Origin of the sequence: Veillonella tobetsuensis (assembly GCF_001078375.1) — a bacterium.
GTDB classification, from domain to species: Bacteria; Bacillota; Negativicutes; order Veillonellales; family Veillonellaceae; genus Veillonella; species Veillonella tobetsuensis.
Genome location: NZ_BBXI01000007.1, coordinates 1 through 17,563, shown reverse-complemented (window position 1 = coordinate 17,563; position 17,563 = coordinate 1). Strand labels below are relative to the sequence as shown.

General features: G+C 38.0%; 15 protein-coding genes, 1 rRNA gene and 1 pseudogene. 2 read left to right on the top strand and 15 right to left on the bottom strand.

What is annotated here, in order from left to right:
- Positions 1 to 4: 4 nt before the first annotated feature.
- The 4 genes from VEI_RS02195 to VEI_RS02180 are packed head-to-tail and all read right to left on the bottom strand — an operon-like array spanning position 5 to position 3,760.
- The gene (locus VEI_RS02195; RefSeq protein ID WP_059361660.1) at positions 5 to 952 is read right to left on the bottom strand and encodes an ABC transporter ATP-binding protein; all 948 of its coding nucleotides are present in this window, start codon (positions 950 to 952) and stop codon (positions 5 to 7) included.
- Positions 952 to 1,935, bottom strand: coding sequence for an ABC transporter ATP-binding protein (locus tag VEI_RS02190; protein ID WP_082161449.1), 984 nt, complete (start codon positions 1,933 to 1,935; stop codon positions 952 to 954). Before VEI_RS02190 ends, VEI_RS02195 begins: the two co-directional genes overlap by 1 nt.
- The gene (locus tag VEI_RS02185; protein WP_059361659.1) at positions 1,932 to 2,831 is read right to left on the bottom strand and encodes an ABC transporter permease; all 900 of its coding nucleotides are present in this window, start codon (positions 2,829 to 2,831) and stop codon (positions 1,932 to 1,934) included. Before VEI_RS02185 ends, VEI_RS02190 begins: the two co-directional genes overlap by 4 nt.
- Positions 2,831 to 3,760 (bottom strand): ABC transporter permease, encoded by a 930-nt coding sequence (locus VEI_RS02180; RefSeq protein WP_059361658.1) that lies wholly within the window; start codon positions 3,758 to 3,760, stop codon positions 2,831 to 2,833. The genes VEI_RS02185 and VEI_RS02180 overlap by 1 nt, the downstream gene beginning before the upstream one ends.
- A 248-nt stretch (positions 3,761 to 4,008) precedes the next feature.
- Here VEI_RS02180 and VEI_RS02175 point away from each other — a divergent pair, with 248 nt between their 5' ends.
- Together VEI_RS02175 and VEI_RS02170 are read left to right on the top strand one after the other, a co-directional pair.
- Positions 4,009 to 4,845 carry a pyridoxamine kinase gene (locus tag VEI_RS02175; protein WP_059361657.1) on the top strand — a complete coding sequence of 279 codons (837 nt, stop codon included), beginning with the start codon at positions 4,009 to 4,011 and terminating at the stop codon, positions 4,843 to 4,845.
- Positions 4,846 to 4,911: 66 nt separating this feature from the next.
- Positions 4,912 to 5,502: a DUF805 domain-containing protein gene (locus VEI_RS02170; protein WP_059361656.1), complete on the top strand. Its 591-nt coding sequence runs from the start codon at positions 4,912 to 4,914 to the stop codon at positions 5,500 to 5,502.
- Positions 5,503 to 5,552: 50 nt separating this feature from the next.
- Here the strand turns inward: VEI_RS02170 and VEI_RS02165 are convergent, their stop codons facing one another.
- The 11 genes and pseudogenes from VEI_RS02165 to rrf form a co-directional block, all read right to left on the bottom strand.
- Positions 5,553 to 6,722, bottom strand: coding sequence for a hypothetical protein (locus VEI_RS02165; protein ID WP_059361655.1), 1,170 nt, complete (start codon positions 6,720 to 6,722; stop codon positions 5,553 to 5,555).
- A 124-nt stretch (positions 6,723 to 6,846) separates the two neighbouring features.
- A complete protein-coding gene (cydD, locus tag VEI_RS02160) occupies positions 6,847 to 10,389 on the bottom strand; it encodes a thiol reductant ABC exporter subunit CydD (RefSeq protein WP_059361654.1) in 3,543 nt (1,180 codons plus the stop codon).
- 123 nt (positions 10,390 to 10,512) lie between these two features.
- Positions 10,513 to 11,532 carry a cytochrome d ubiquinol oxidase subunit II gene (gene cydB / locus VEI_RS02155; protein WP_059361653.1) on the bottom strand — a complete coding sequence of 340 codons (1,020 nt, stop codon included), beginning with the start codon at positions 11,530 to 11,532 and terminating at the stop codon, positions 10,513 to 10,515.
- Positions 11,523 to 12,911 carry a cytochrome ubiquinol oxidase subunit I gene (locus tag VEI_RS02150; RefSeq protein ID WP_059361652.1) on the bottom strand — a complete coding sequence of 463 codons (1,389 nt, stop codon included), beginning with the start codon at positions 12,909 to 12,911 and terminating at the stop codon, positions 11,523 to 11,525. Before VEI_RS02150 ends, cydB begins: the two co-directional genes overlap by 10 nt.
- Before the next feature lie 57 nt (positions 12,912 to 12,968).
- Positions 12,969 to 13,421, bottom strand: coding sequence for an RrF2 family transcriptional regulator (locus VEI_RS02145; RefSeq protein WP_059361651.1), 453 nt, complete (start codon positions 13,419 to 13,421; stop codon positions 12,969 to 12,971).
- A gap of 166 nt (positions 13,422 to 13,587) precedes the next feature.
- A complete protein-coding gene (locus VEI_RS02140; protein ID WP_059361650.1) occupies positions 13,588 to 14,586 on the bottom strand; it encodes an inorganic phosphate transporter in 999 nt (332 codons plus the stop codon).
- Positions 14,579 to 15,208, bottom strand: a complete 630-nt coding sequence (locus VEI_RS02135; protein ID WP_059361649.1) for a DUF47 domain-containing protein — start codon at positions 15,206 to 15,208, stop codon at positions 14,579 to 14,581. The genes VEI_RS02140 and VEI_RS02135 overlap by 8 nt, the downstream gene beginning before the upstream one ends.
- A gap of 78 nt (positions 15,209 to 15,286) precedes the next feature.
- The gene (locus VEI_RS02130; protein ID WP_059361648.1) at positions 15,287 to 15,781 is read right to left on the bottom strand and encodes a MogA/MoaB family molybdenum cofactor biosynthesis protein; all 495 of its coding nucleotides are present in this window, start codon (positions 15,779 to 15,781) and stop codon (positions 15,287 to 15,289) included.
- An 8-nt stretch (positions 15,782 to 15,789) separates the two neighbouring features.
- Positions 15,790 to 16,641, bottom strand: coding sequence for a polysaccharide deacetylase family protein (locus VEI_RS02125; RefSeq protein ID WP_059361647.1), 852 nt, complete (start codon positions 16,639 to 16,641; stop codon positions 15,790 to 15,792).
- A gap of 139 nt (positions 16,642 to 16,780) precedes the next feature.
- Positions 16,781 to 17,098, bottom strand: a pseudogene (locus VEI_RS02120) (ATP-binding cassette domain-containing protein); the annotation flags it as partial.
- A gap of 373 nt (positions 17,099 to 17,471) precedes the next feature.
- Positions 17,472 to 17,563: ribosomal RNA gene (gene rrf, locus VEI_RS02115) — 5S ribosomal RNA — on the bottom strand; the annotation flags it as partial.

Here is a 17,563-nt window from a genome sequence, read left to right as displayed (position 1 = left end):
CCCATTATATATGCCAACATGCAATTCTTCGATCTGCCCATTCACGAAGTGGTGGTCGTTCTTCAAGACATCTACGATCAACCTCTGGACAACGGTCACTAAATAAGCACCCCTTAGGTGGATGCAATGGGCTTGCCGGTTCACCACGCAATGGCGCCCCGATTGGAGCTCGTGGTACAACTTGTCCCACCATCGTCGTAAGCGCTTTAGAATATGGATGTTGTGGGAACTCATAAATATCAAGAGCAGGCCCCTCTTCCATGACAGCCCCTAAGTACATAACCACCATGCGATGACTAATATAACGTACCATTGGTAGATCATGAGAGATAAAGAGGTATGAAATACCATATAATGCTTGTAAACGCTCCAATAAGGTCATAATTTGCACCTGAATGGACACATCTAATGCAGAAATTGGCTCATCTAGAATAATGCATTTCGGTTGCATAATAAGAGCTCGTGCAATGCCAATTCTTTGACGCTGCCCACCGGAAAGTTCATGAGCATAACGTTCGCCAAAGGCCATATCCAAGCCAACCTGTTCCAACACCTCTTTAACGCGAATGACACGATCACGAGGTGTATAATTAGGATTTAACTCTAATGGTTCTTCTAAGATTGTGTTAATTTTTAGTCTCGGATTAAGAGATGCATAAGGATTTTGAAATACCATTTGCATCATATCTCTCGTTGTATCTCGTTGTACATAAGGATCAACTTGACGACCATTCATGTAAATAGAACCCGATGTGGCTTGATGAATACCCATCAAAGTATATCCAAATGTAGATTTACCACATCCTGACTCGCCAACAATCCCCAAGGTTTCCCCCTCAGCCTGATAAAGGCTGACACCTTGTAATGCATGTACCGTTTGTTTCGGTCTAAACAATCCGCCAGAAAGGGTAAAATTTTTAACGAGATTGTCTGTTTCCCAAATATATCCCATTAAAGTCCCTCCAACTTCGCTAACCAACATGTATACTCATGATTATTACCGATATTTGATACCATAGGTATACGCTTTCCACATATGCGCATTGCCCATTTGCAACGCGGATTAAATGCACACCCCCGCGGAAGATCATATAAATCAGGCGGTTGTCCATCAATAGCCGTCAATTCACCATGCCATTTACCTTGAGGCAAGGACATCAGCAAACCAATTGTATAAGGATGGCGTGGATCATTAAATAAATCCTCAACAGTTGCGGACTCTACACATTTCCCCGCATACATAACCATAACACGGTCACATAATTGTGCTATAACACGTAAGTTATGAGAAATAAATATAATACCTATACCAGCTTCTACAGCTAAGGTCTGCATAAGGCGTAAAATTTGCGCTTCTGTGGTTGTATCCAATGCAGTTGTTGGCTCATCACAAATCAAGATTTTAGGGCGTCCTGCTACAGCCATAGCAATGCATACACGCTGACGCATACCACCGCTCAACTCATGGGGATATTGGGTCAATCGTTTTTCAGGTGTTGATAAGCCCATTTTTTTCAATAAGTCTAAGGCTATAGCTTTTTCATCATAATCATCACCATAAGCATTGCTACGATGAATGACTTCATAAATTTGTTCCCCAATTGTTAAAATTGGATTTAATGCGGTCATAGGATCCTGAAACACCATGGCTACAGTTGTACCACGCAATTCATTCCAATCTTCTTCCACATATTCTTGACAATTTTCACCATCAATTTCAAATTTTTCTGATTTTATTTTAGTTTGACCTTCCGGTAATAATCCCATCAAAGAATTAACCATAACCGATTTACCGCATCCAGATTCACCTACAACACCTAGAATTTCACTTTTTCTAAGCATAATATCTTGATTGCGAATCACCCGCAAAGGTCCTCTAAATGTATCAATAGTAATGGATAGATTACGCACATCTACTAGTATATCGTTCATCATCTATCCCCTTCCTTTGGATCAAATACATTGCGCAAACCATCCCCTAAGAATACGAATCCAAGCATAGTAATGCTAATTGCCAATGCTGGGAAAATCAATTGGAATGGATATGATCTCATACTGCTAATTCCATCAGATGCCAAAACGCCCCAACTAGCCATCGGTGCATTTACGCCAAGGCCAATGAAACTCAAAAAAGCTTCTGTAAAAATAGCATCGGGAATGGCCAATGTTAGTGTAATAATAATAGGTCCCACACAGTTTGGCAAAATGTGGCGCCACAAAATACGCCATTTAGGAATCCCCATGGTCTCTGCGGCAATAATATATTCTTCTTCTCGAACTTTCACAATTTGACTGCGCACAATACGAGCCATATTAAGCCAGTATGCAATACCTAATGCAATAAAAATCGACGTTAAGCCAGGCCCAATGACAACCATTAACAAAATAACGTAGAGCAACAATGGAATGCCATATAATACATCTACAATAGCCATCATAATACGATCGACTTTGCCGCCAAAATACCCTGCAATACCGCCATAAACAACACCAATCACCAGGTTTAATAGTGCTGCTACAATGCCAATTGTTAAAGAAATACGCGCACCATACATAACGCGAGTATATATGTCACGTCCCAACGTATCGGTACCAAACCAATGTGATAAACTCGGACTTTGATTAGCATCAATCAAAGATTGATCTGCGTAAGTATATGGTGAGATTATAGGTCCCAAAATAGCCAGTACGATCATAACAGCAATAATCCCTGCACCAATTACAGCTAAGCGGTTTACCTTAAATCGTTGCCACCAATTAGGTCTCACAATAAAGGACGATTCTCGAATATGCGTATCGCGTTCAATAGGTAAAAAATCTTCTCTATCCATTACGCACGCTCCTTCTCTGTTGTTACCCGAGGATCGATAATCGGATAAATCATATCAACTATAATATTTAATACTACTATTAATGTACTATAAAATACGGTAACACCAAGAATAACAGTGTAATCACGATTATAAATAGATGTTACAAAATATTGACCTAAGCCAGGAATGGCAAAAATGGTTTCAACAATGAAACTGCCTGTTAAAAGGCCTGCTGCCAATGGTCCAATATAGGTGATGACAGGTAAAATAGCATTTCCCAAAGCATGGCTAAATAAAATAGTCCATGAACCAAGCCCTTTAGCACGAGCGGTACGTATATATTCCTGTTGATATACATCAAGCAGCCCACTACGTGTTAATCGTGCAATAAAAGCCATAGGCTGAGCCGCTAATGTAAGTACTGGTAAAATCATGTACGATGGTCCACGCCATAACGCCACGGGTAATAAACCCATTTCAAAGCCCACTACATACACCAAAACTGCACCTATGATAAATGTTGGTACAGAAATGCCTAATGTGGAAATAAATGTAATCGCATAATCAATCATTCCATTAGGCCTCATAGCACTAATAGCACCTGCCGCAATGCCACCAACAACAGCTACACACAGTGCAAGTAAACCTAATTGAGCGGAAATAGGGAATGCTTCACCAATGATGTCATTAACAGAACGACCTTCATACTTATAAGATGGACCTAAATCACCAGTAACAATACTGCCAATATAATCAGTATATTGTTTCCATAATGGATCGTCCAAATGATACTTTGCCTCTATACTTGCTTTTACTTGAGGTGGTAATTTTTTCTCACTTGTGAAAGGTCCACCAGGTATAGCATGCATTAAAACGAAGGTAATACTGATAATTACCCATAGTATTACGAGAGCGCTACCTATGCGCCGTAAAACATACCTCGCCATTCTAATCTCCTCCATACAATAAAATTTCTATTTTATTATACTATATTTTGTATCAAAATTTAAAGGTGAATCACAATTATTGTAATAAAAATTTTATTTTTTATTTATTTCTTTTACATTTCATCTATTTGATACTCATCTATTCTTCACATTATATCATGTAAAAATAGTGCTTTCTATAATTCCTCTTGATTTACAGGTTTTAAGGAATACAGTACAATACAAGCATACTATATTGGGAGGTTTCTATGACAACAATACCAAGAATATTAACAATACAAGATATGAGCTCCATTGGCCGTTGCTCTTTAACAGTAATGTTACCTATCATCAGCGCACTTCAATGCCAAGCTGTACCTTTGGCAACAGCCGTATTGAGTAATCATTTAGAATATCCATATTTTGAAATTGTCGATTTATCAGATCATCTAACGGCCTTTATGGATTGTTGGGAAAAAAATAACATCGATTTTAACGCTATTGTCAGTGGTTTTTTAGCCTCACCTGAACAAATCCACCTCGTAGAGGAAGCAATTAATCGATTTGGCAAAGATAAAATGGTAATTGTCGATCCTGCTATGGCAGATGATGGGCGGCTCTACTCCATTTACACACCAGAAATGGTAAAAGCCATGCGCCATCTTATTTCCAGAGCCTATATCGTTAAACCAAATTATACCGAAGCCTGCTTTTTATTAGATAAACCATATTCTACAAATCCTATTTCAAATGATGAATTACAGGATATGTGTAGAAAACTTCATCAATTAGGGCCAGAACTGGTCATCATGACCAGCGTTCCCTCTGAAACACATGCTACCATTGCAGTCTACGAGGGAACCATTGATAAAGTATCAACCTACTCTATTCCCCTTATCCCTGTAAAAGCAACAGGAACTGGTGATATTTTTACATCTGTCCTATCTGGAGCCATTATGCGTGGCTATTCTGTACACGAAGCAGCTCAATTAGCTATGAACTTTACAACAAAATCAATTCAAGCTACGGTGGATACTGTAAAATCTATGAAGCATGGCATAGCTTTTGAACTAGTATTACCAGAATTAACTAAATTGTCCAAATAGGCCGTTCATGATATACTAAAACACATAGAAAATATGCTATATGTTTATTTTTAAAAAGGGGATTTCATGGATTTATTATATCCAGTTCTACGAACTGTACTAATTTGCTTAGTAGGTTTTGGCATAGCTTATCAGGGAAGACGCATGGGCTATACTATATTTAATCTATATGGGCGATTTAATAGACTACAATTTTTTATACTCTTTATGGGATTAATGGGACTTTTCTATGCCGTAGACGTCATCGAAGCCCGTTTATTTGACTATATCGTTACACTCCCAGCATATTGGGCTACACGTATCTTGATAGGATTACTTCAAGCACTGCTCTTTCCACTTGGTTGTGTCCTATTCGCAAGACGTATCCACGATATTGGCTTTAATGGCTGGGCAGGTATCTTATGGGCTTCCATTATCATTTTCATCAATACCTATATAGCCGTAACGCCATTAAACTATTTATTAGACCTATTTGTATGGATTATTGGATTCCTATTCTGGGTTTTACCAGGTCAACCGGAACCGAATAAATACGGATACCCTCCATTCATGCATCAAGAACCATTACATTCGCAAGAGCACTTTGAACCGCAACCACCAACTCCCGCTGAACAAGAGGTGAGAAAAAAGGTTCGTAAACGACGTAAAAAACGATAACACAAAAGGCTGAGCCTCTGGGCTCAGCCTTTTCGTTTTGCATTATATTGTTAGTTCATCAACAACATTAATTCAATTAATGTACAACCGATATAGGCAATAATAAACTTAACCTTTTGCTTTCTAGCACGATCATCATCAGCAATTTTCAAACGATTAGCAAGAAAACGTTTATCCCGTATTTGTAATAATAATTGCTTAATTCGTTCCTGACTTTGAGACGCCACACATTCATCACAATCTGTTGTCAAAGAAGCTTGCTGCATAAAAATCCTACGATGCAACTTACGCAACTGAATTTTAATATTATTATGTACAAATGCACTTTGCCATTGTTTTCGAGAATCCACATACATATACACATATCTCGGAATATTCATCACCAAGAAGGATATGATAAAAATCCCTAAAGAGATTAAGAAATACGTAGAAAATGAAAACTCTAAGGTTTCTGTAGGCAAATAGTGATGGAGAATAAGAAATGTAATCCATACGCCAATTGGCAGCAATAGTACCGCTGCAATATCAATAGATCTAACCCAACTTGTACGGGTAGGCACATCAGGAACAGTAAACGTATCTACCGGGTCATGAAATGCATAATAGTCTAATTGCAATACAGATTGACCTGTTTTAGGATTCCCTAATAGAATAGGGCCTCCACTCCCTACATGACGTTCAGGTAATGGAATAAATTTCTTAATTCTAGAAGTAGGAACTAAATCAAATTGAATAATTCCTTTTTTTTCAAACCGTACGGTTGATCCCTGATTGCCCATAGCAATAGGATTAAAGAAGATGCCAAATAAACTGAGGCACCAATTGCCTAAAAGGTGGAGAATCGAGTTCAAAATAAACCCACCTGTATCTATATTAGCGGTATCTAACCGTATAGCAAAGGAAGATGAATAGTCATCAAACCACACATCTTCAATGGTAAATTCCACATTAATCACATTCCCCCATTTTGTAATAATGGAGAGGAACACTTGATTATTAGGTTCAAATTCAAAGGTTACAGAATATAATAACCAGTGATTTCGAAGCGCAGCACGGAGCATTCGATTAACCATATCTTCTTCAATATAAAGAATACGATGATCAAATAATTCTCGCTCCACAGGTGCAGTTATAAGCGTTGTATCCTGTTCAATAATAGGCGAACGTTCATTTAATGCGTCATCCACCAAAGCTCGTAACTTGGTGAAGATTTTTGTCATAGTCGCTCCAATTTATGCACACTACACATTAATTATATCCCTTAAACAGTATAATTATATCATATAATACACATTTTATCGAGATTGATACATAGATACAAATCATATTCTCTTCAAACAACACTTAAACACTTGCCATAGTCAGTCTACAATATTCGTAGAAATGCCCTTTCAATGCAATTAATTCAGCAAAGGTACCATCCTCTACAATTTGGCCTTTTTCCATAAATATAATGCGGTCCATCACTTCTAACCCTTCCAACTGATGGGTAATATATAAAACGGTCTTTTCTTTTGTGAATGTAATAATATCATTATGTAACTTTCGTTTCGTTACTTGATCCAATCCTTCCAATGGTTCATCGAGGAGTACAAACTCAGGATTTCTCAAAAATAATCGAGCTAACGCAACACGCTGACGCTCGCCACCACTAAGACCAATACCACCGCTACCAACAACGGTTTTTAAGCCATTAGGCAAACGATTAACTACGTCCTCCAATGCCGCACGTTCTACAACAGTCCGAACCTCTTCCAAATTAGCTTTGGGATTGGCAAGGCGAATATTATCCTCTAATGTAGCATGAAAAATATAGGTATCTTGTGTAATAGAACCCATTCTATTACGCCAAGAATCAACGGATACATGCTTTAATTCATCCTCACCGATAGTAATGCGCCCATTATAATCATATAATCGCTCCAATAGAGAAAATAGTGTTGTTTTACCTGAACCACTAGCACCAACAATAGCTATGGTTTGACCTTTTTCTATACTCAATGTTAGGTCCTTATAGATAGGCAAAATACCATCATAACTAAAGTTAACATTCATAAAAGCAACATCTTTCATAGAGTCAACCGCAATATGACCTTCATCTCTTACAGGTATTGGAGTATTCTTAATCTGTAAAAGGCGTCGCACAGCTACTAAACTTTCATAACCATGATGAAAGGATACAATCATAGGCTGTAACGCTTCAAACCAAGCCTGTATGCCTATTGCACATACTACAACCATAACACTCGCCCACGGTCCCGATAGGACCTCACTAGCCAATATAGCAGCCATAATAACTACTATTTGTACAATTCCAAGAAATATGGTAGTCCCTAGATTCATGCCCTTTGAAATACGATGCTTATGATATTCTACATCATCAATAGCCGCACGCATTCGATTCATAATGAGAGATTCATTACGATAGCTGATGATATCCTCCATGCTTTCTAAGGCATCACTTAAAGTTGCTTTAAAGCGCCCTTGAACCTGACTAATAGAGTCTAATGATAAGCGATGATACCGATAAACTGCATACGGTATAACAAGACCGGTCACCAATGCAGCGGTCCATACGAGGACAGATACCCTAGCATCTACAAGACTAACACCATAGGATACCAATATGGTCAAAAGAATCGCTGCCACGGGAGGGATTAATGTGCGCAAATAAAAAAACTGCAGTACTTCAATATCCGCCATTATACGGCCTAGCATATCACCAGCCCCCCAACGGTGAAAGATAGCAGGTGCTAATGGTTCTAAATATTTGTAAAACCATACACGCAATCCATACAATCCTTGAAAAGCCATTCTATGAGATGTGTATCGCTCAAAATAACGACATACGGCTCTGCTAACTCCAAAAAAGCGAACCCCTACGATAGCAAGGCTCAAATATGTAATCCCAGGTTGTAATGCAGCAGATGCAAGAAGCCACGAAGATACACTTAATAATCCAACATTCATAAATACAGTTAAAAAAGTGAATATCAGCGCAAGTACTAAAGACCATCTTGCAGGCTTTAACACGGAGAACAATAATTTCCAAGCTTCTATATCATTATTAGTAGGCTGATTAACACCATTCAGTTCTGGTAGATGTTTTATACTAATACGTTCTGGCTCAACAGTTTCAGAGCGTTTCAAAGTATCAGCTAGGCCCTCATTCGCATCCATTACGAAGGCCCCTGTACCAGCCTCTACAAGTGCTTTGAAATATCCATTGTAAGCTAGTAATTCTTCATAGGTTCCATGCTCAATAATCTTTCCTAATCGCAATACATATAGTTTAGAAGCCCATTGCATCGTTTGAATGCGATGACCTACAAGAATAACGATTTTATCCTTCATCAATCGTTGCAAAGCGCGACTAATTTGAGACTCCGTTTTTACATCTAAATGAGATGTCACTTCGTCTAATATGAGAACTTGACCACCATGTAAAAAAGCACGTGCCAATGCAATCCGTTGTAGCTCGCCCCCACTAAGACCTATACCGCCTTCACCAATGACAAAATCTAAACCTTTTTCATGAATTACATCTTGTAATTCAGCTAGATGGGAGGCCGCTAGAATATCCTCATCACTTACGGCTTGCCCAAAAGCAATATTATCTCGCAATGTACCATTCATAACATGTGGCTTTTGAGAAACATAAGTAACCTGTGCACGCCACCAATCCATGGAACATGTGGAAAGATCCGTGTCATTAATATATACACTATGAGGTGGCGCTTCTAAAAAGGCGCCTATAATATGTGCAATAGTTGATTTCCCAGCACCACTTTCACCAACAAGCATAATAGGTTTATTTCGATGTACCTCTAAGTCGATATGTCTAACCCCATTATTCGTTCCCTTATAAGTATAAGTAAGATTCTGTACAGAAATGGTATGAATATTTTCATTTACAACTTGAGCCCCCCCTTTTGGTAAGGTAAGAGGTAAATTCATAAAAGCGTCAAATTTAGCAAGTGCTGTTTTACCTGACATTCCTGTATGAAAGGCTGCGCCCAGTTGTCTAAAAGGAGTATAAAACTCAGGTGCTAATAGTAAAATGAAAAAGGCCGAAAAGAAATTTAAGCCCCCTTCTAATAATGTTAAACCAAGTGAAACAGCAATAATTGCCGTACTGATGGTACTTACTAATTCCAATACAAGAGCAGATAAAAACGCTACCCGTAATACACGTAATGTAGAGTCTTTAAATTCATTGGATAAGCGACTAATGACCTGTATTTGATCCTTGGCACGACCAAATACTTTTAATGTAGTAATCCCTTTCAACACATCTAAAAAATGACCTGATAATAAACTCATCCGTTCCCATTGTTCTTGATTCATCTTCTCCGCTTGTTTACCAATAAGAATCATAAACAGCGGAATTAATGGTACTGTACCAACAAGGATAGCCCCAATAATAGGCATTGTATCGATAATAGCAATCCCCATAACGAGAGGCGTAATAATTGCATATAACATTTGTGGAATATAGTTAGATACATATGCATCTATTTGCTCTAAACCATCAGTAATGAGGTGAATCATATCCCCTTGTGATTCACTACGCTGCGTACCTAGCTTAAAAAGACGATTAAGCACCTCTTTTCTCAAAATAGATTTTACAGTATGTCCTAAACTAGAAGATAAATGCTCCTGTAAATATGAAAAAACTAATCGTAATACGATCATTATTGAAAGCCATATAACGGTATATGTTTCATCCACCAACGAGTGATCAAGAAATATAAAATTATTAATCAATATAGCAAAAAACCAAGCTTGTCCTACTATGGTGAGACTTTGTAAGATACTAGTGATAATAAGTGCCAACAATACACTCTTTTTTCCCTTAATGACCCGAAGTGCCGTTTTTTGTATCATGTCTATCCCCTTTAAATCTAATTTTATCAATATTACATTCATCTTACCATAAAAATGAGGCGTGCCGCTATAGCACGCCTCATAAAAGGAGTCATACTTTCACTAATTGTAAAAGCATTCGTATTAATAATGTAAGTCTTTTTCCGTTACACGGTGACGGAAAATCCAATATACCCAGATTTGGTATGCCAAAACGATTGGCACGAATACAGCTGCAACAGCAGTCATCAAAGCTAATGTATATTCAGAGGAAGACGTATTTGTAATCGTCAAGCTCCAAGCTGGATTCAAGGAAGAAACCATGATACGTGGGAATAGGCCTGCGAAGTATGTTGCAGTAATCAAGATAATGGAAAGGGAGCTAAATAGGAAACCCCATTTTGTATTACGAGTACGTGTTGCGCCCCAAGAAATTAGGAAGCATACAACAGCAAGTGCACAGAAAACAATGGCTAAAGTAGAATTGTACAAATCCGTGCATACATAAGATGCAATAATCAATGCAATCACACCAATTGCTGTAGGTACACCAGTCACAAGAGCTGCTGCACGAGCACGTTCAGATACAGGGCCAGCTGTTTTCAAGGATGTAAACAAGCCACCATGGTATGTAAATACCAAAATGAAGGCTACACCACATAATACAGTGTAAGGGCTAAGCAAATCCCAGAATGTACCAACATAAGTCATTGTTTCATCAATAGGAGTACCTTGAATCAAGTTACCTACTGTTACGCCCCACAATAATGCAGGTACGATGGAACCGATGAAAATACAGTAATCAAATACTTTACGCCATGTGCGATTTGGGCTCTTAGAACGGAATTCAAAGGCAACGCCACGCATAATAAGTACAGCAAGCATCAAGAACAATGCCATGTAGAAACCACTAAATAATGTAGCATATACATGTGGGAAGGATGCAAATAATGCACCACCAGCAGTAATCATCCATACTTCATTACCATCCCAAATAGGACCTAATGCATTAATCATTTGACGACGTTCAACGTCAGTTTTACCAATGACTGGTAGAAGAATACCCGTACCATAGTCAAAGCCTTCTAATAAGAAGAAACCTGCGAACAATACACAAAGCAAGATGAACCAGATCACATTAAGGTTATTCATAATTAGTTCCATAATCTTGCCTCCTCTTTTTCTTCTACATGATAAATTGTTTGACCATCAGGACCTTTTTTGATGTGTTCTACAGCTAAATAAATCGCTGCAATCGCTGCTAAGATATAAATAACTGTGAAACCAATGATAGTGGTCAAAATTTCAGGTGCTGTAACAGATTTAGAAGCACCAGAAGCAGTCAATTGTAAACCATATACAAGCCATGGTTGACGACCGGCTTCAGCTACAAACCAACCTGTGGATTGTGCGATATAAGGCAATGGTAACATCCAGAAAATAACCTTTAAGAATGTTTTATTTTCTACAAGTTTGTCTTTAGCGTTTAACACTAAGCCAAGGAATGCTACTAACAACATAATAGAACCAGTTGCTACCATGATGCGGAATGTCCAGAAAATACTAGGTACATCTGGAATATAATTACCAGGACCATATTGAGCTTCGGATTTAGCTTGTAAATCTTTAATACCTTCTACCTTACCAGATGTAAAGGAATTTTGTGTTAAGAAGGATAAACCACCAGGAATTTCAATAGCACCTGTATTTTTTTGTGCTTTTGTATCAATATTCGCTACCAAAGAGAATGGAGCTGGATCTTGAGTTTCCCAAAGTGCTTCCATAGCAGCCATTTTCATAGGTTGTTCTTTAGTAATATATTGACCTTGATGATGGCCGGCTAAAGCGCCTAAAGAACCTGCAATTAATGTAATTACCATCCCCCATTTTACAGAGGTTTTATAGAAATCAACATTGCTTTTTCGAATCAAGTGCCATGCGCTGATAGCCATAATAATGACACCTGCTGTCATGGAACCATTTAATACAATATGAGCAAATTGACCAGGTACATAACCATTAGAAACGATAGCTAAGAAGTTATCCATTTCTGCACGGCCATTACGGATTACATAGCCTACAGGATGTTGCATAAAAGAATTTGCTACAAGAATCCAGAATGCGGATAAATTAGTACCTAATGCAACAAGTGTAGCCACAAGTGCATGTGTTTTTTGGGATAAACGATCCCAACCGAAAATCCAAACGCCCATAAATGTAGATTCCAAGAAAAATGCCATTAATGCTTCAAGGGCAAGTGGGGCACCAAAAATATCACCCATAAAACGAGAATATTCAGCCCAGTTCATACCAAAATGGAACTCTTGAACGATACCTGTTACTACACCCATAGCAAAGTTAATTAAGAATAATTTACCCCAGAATTTTGCCATTTTTTTGTAAACTTCTTTACCGGTGCTTACATAGGTCCATTCTAAAATAGCTACGATAACCGTCATCCCCAATGTAAACGGTACAAATAGCCAGTGATAGATAGATGTTAGCGCGAACTGTAATCGTGCTAAATCCAGTGCTTCAAACATGTCTTTTCCTCCTTAGAATTGACTCAAAAATACACACTTGATGAATGTCTTACATCATTACGCATGAGATACATAAGGATTTATGGTCTCTAAAATCTCTTTTTCTCGTGCAGCTAATTTATCAAAAGTTACACTTGTCATCTGTTTCACAAGTTCAGCTTGAATAACAGACATGGCTTCATTAACTGCACACTGGCCCATACATGCTTTAGAGCAAGAACCAACATCATACAAACAACGTTGTAAATACGTATCCCCCTCAACGGCTCTAATCACATCGAGCATGGAAATATCTTTAGGCTCACGATTTAATGCAAATCCACCATCCACCCCGCGGAATGATTTCATGATTCCTGCGGCAATTAGGCTGCGCATTATTTTAAGCAAAAAACGTTCTGGGATCATTTCTTGCTCAGCCAATACACCGCCTGTCACCTTCTGTCCAGATGGTAACATTGCCATGTGTAAAATCATGCGAAACGCATAGTCCGTGGCTTGATTTAGTTTCATAAGCACTCCTTTTCCAAAACAACGTCTACGTATTACCACTTTTAGTATATACGATACAAAACAATACTGCAATGGTATTGTTTTGTAAAAAGTAAATTTTATCACAAAAAAGGACCATTAGTATATTACTAATAGTCCTTCTCATTTATGTATGTAGTTTATAAAATCATCCAAAAAGTAGATGCCCTATTTCATAAGCAATTGCTGCAACAATACCAGATAATGGAATTGTTACAAACCACGCCAATACCATAGATCTTGCTACGCCCCAGTTAACAGCTTTCAAACGTTTAGAGGAACCAACGCCTAGCAAGGAACCACTTACAACGTGTGTAGTACTTACAGGTAAATGTAAGAATGTAGCTGTAAAAATAGTGATGGCAGAGTTTAAGTCAGCAGCGAAACCATTGATAGTTTCCAATTTGAAAATTTTAGTCCCCATAGTAGAGATGATTTTCCAACCGCCTACTGCTGTCCCCATGGCCATAGCCGTAGCACAACAAAGTTTAACCCATAATGGTACATCTAATGTATCGATAAATCCACCGCTAAGTAATGTTAAGGTAATAATCCCCATCGCCTTTTGCGCATCATTAGAACCATGAGAAAAGGCCATCATGATGGCAGATACAATTTGCATGGATCTAAATCGATCATTCAATGTAATTGGAGAAAATCTACCAAAGATAAGCAACAATACTTTCATCACAATATAGCCACCAATCATGGCTACAATTGGAGATAAAATGAGGGATAAGAAGATTTTTAAGATACCAGCCTCATTTAACGCATCAAAGCCTACAGACCAACCTACGGCACCGATGATACCACCGATAAGTGCATGGGATGAGGAACTAGGAATTCCCCAGTACCAGGTTAAAAGGTTCCACGTTATAGCACCTATAAGGGCTGCAGAAATGATACCACTATTGATTAGAGATGCAGACATGACGATGTCACCACCGATAGTCTTAGCAACACCAGTACTAACCATGGCCCCCAAGAAATTGAGTGCCGCAGTCATCATAATTGCCTTTTTAGGCTCAATAGCACGGGTCGAAACAGATGTAGCAATGGCGTTCGCCGTATCGTGGAAGCCATTGATGTAGTCAAATGCTAGGGCTAGAAATACGACTAGCCAAACTAAGTAATGTGACTCAAGCATACTTCAATACTACCCGGCGGAATGTACCAACCAAATCTTCGCAACCATCGATTACATCCTCCATGGCGCTAAGGATTTCCTTCCATTTGATAATTTCAATAGGATCTGTACACTCAGTAAAGAGTTTAGCCATTTCTTCGTGGTAAATATTATCCGCTTCAGACTCAAGTTTCAATACTTGGTGTACACGGCCTTCTACCTTTACATGGTCCTTTTTAAGGCTACCCATATAACCAATAGATTTATTAATATGCTTAACGCATTTAACAACGATTTCACTCATGCGAATGGCACCATCACTAGGTTTACCTACATGATACATAACCATTTTATCCATGATTTCTTTGATATTATCAAGTGTTGTATCTAATTGATCAATCAACAATTGGATATCTTCACGGTCCATCGGTGTAATGAATGTTTTACGCAAACGATCAACCGTTTCATTAACTAATTCATCCGCAGCTTTTTCCTTTGTATCAATTTCCAAGAATGCTTCTTCTTTAGAAACTTCGCCTTTGAAAACGCGTTCCATCATTTCCGCACTTTCATAGGTAAGTTCAGCATGATTTTCTAAAATACTAAAAAACTTTTCTTCTTTTCCTTTTAATTTAAAAGCCATGGAGATCCTCCTGATACAGTACTGTTAGCCTCTATAATTATAATACAATTATAGCATAGTAAATCAGTGCGTGCCTATCTATTTATTGATTTCTCGCACCAAATGAGGCATTTCTGGAATAATTAATTTACTCATGCCAAGAGTAACAGCTCCCACCGAACCAGGAATAGAAAAAATTAATGTATTCGAATTTACGCCTGCCTCTGCACGAGATGCAATAGCTTTGGTACCAATATCCTCCGTAAAAGAAAGGTATCTAAAAATTTCGCCAAAACCTGGTATTGATTTTTCAAATAAAGAATTTACGGCCTCAATAGTTACATCACGCATCGCAATTCCTGTGCCACCTGTTGAAATGACTACGTCAACATCTTCATCATTGCACCAAGGAATAATAGCCTTACGAATTTCATCATAATCATCAATTACAATTTTACGAACTACTACATTATGATTTGCAGCTTCTAGTAATTCTTGAACCTTATTTCCACCCTTGTCAGTTTCCATTGTTCGTGTATCAGAAACGGTTAATACCGCCACGTTCAGTGGTCTTTCTATAATTTCTTGAGACATATATCCTCCTAGAATAATAGCATCAAATTAGCCAATGTCGTAAATCCATTATCGCGTAATGTATCGCGCAATTGCCATGTATAGGCGATAAATGGTGCGCAATGAAGGCGTAACCAAAATGATAAATATGGTGTATCACCTTGAAAAATGGCTAATCTTGGTAATGCATAGAGATTATCACTTGGCTTTACTGTTCCCGGTGTCACTGTGAAAGCCATTTTAAATCCACTTTCACTAGTTATACGTTGAATTTCAGCATTATTAAAGCCCCCTGGATAAGCCAAATACTTAATAGGTTTTCCCATAAAACCTTCCAGTGTATCCTTACCACCTTTAATTTCATCTACCCAGGTGGATGGATCTACAAAAGTTAACATCCGATGATGGTTAGTATGACTTTCTACAGTAAAGCCATGGGCGTTCATAACTTGTAATTGATTTGCAGATACAAATCGGTCTGTATTAATAGCATCACTAATCATAAAAATAGTAGCTTGCATATTGTAGGACTGTAAAATTGGTAACACATCCTCATAATTGTCTATATAACCATCATCAAAGGTAATAACAATTGGTTTTTCTGGTAATTCTTTTCCTTCAGTTATATACGCATATAAATCATCTAAGCTAATCGTATGATATCCTTCTTTATGTAAATATTCCATTTGCTTAGTAAATTCAGCAACATCAAGTGTCAATGCAGAATGATACTTGTCATTTACTTGGTGATAATTTAAAACAGGAACACCATAGATTTTGTAATTTGATGACAAACAATACATACTTCCTAACGTAATAAATAGCACCGCTATACAAGCGATAATTACATATAATATACGTTTACATACGACTAACAGCATAATTAAGAACCTTCTTACTTCATTTAACATTTATATTTCATACTCTTTGAGAATAACATACTCAACCTTTTGTTTCAATATAAATCCCCTTATAGGTCATTCAAAATTTATATAAATAGCCTATAAGGGGATTCATTAATTATGTATTCAAGAAATATTCGCTAAGCCCTACTAGCTCAAGTAGCTTAATGCATTCTGCATTAACATCAATGGTCTCACCAGTGCGACGTTTTAATACAATAAACGATTCATTGATAATATCGCGTACTGTAAAACGAGTATTCACAGAGGTCGTGTAATCTTGGAATACTACGGCCAAAGTACCTGGTTCTAAAGCGTCTTTACTATTATATAAATCAAGACCATCAATCTCCATTGAACCTTTAAAGGGCTTTAATAAGGAGCACATAACACGGCCCAATGTACTTTTACCACTACCAGACTCACCGAGAATACCGAGGCATTTCCCTTATTCAATACGATAACCTCATCAGCAATATGAGAAATAACACTCACATCATGAGTAATAAAGAGCATACCTACGTTCCCTGGTCGGATAGGAAGTCGCACACAAAAAATAAGTTCCTATCCCAGCACGCATAGCTATCGCTCCGCTCTCCTATGCATTCTTAGAACCTGATGCAATGGACGTATGCGTCGCTGCACTCCTTTACGCCCTAGTGCCCTAGGTTTCCCAGATCCGTCTAATTAAGCTTTACACATAGTGTAAACCTCTACAACCTTGGCTGGAGACGGCTCTCGCAGTATAACAAACCCACGAATAAACAAAAGAAAAAGGCCTACCATTCGGTAGACCTTTTTCTTTCGTTAATCAGCGACTTCCTATCCTCCCAGGCCGTCTCCAGCCAAGTACTTTCGGCGTTTATGAGCTTAACTACTGTGTTCGAGATGGGAACAGGTG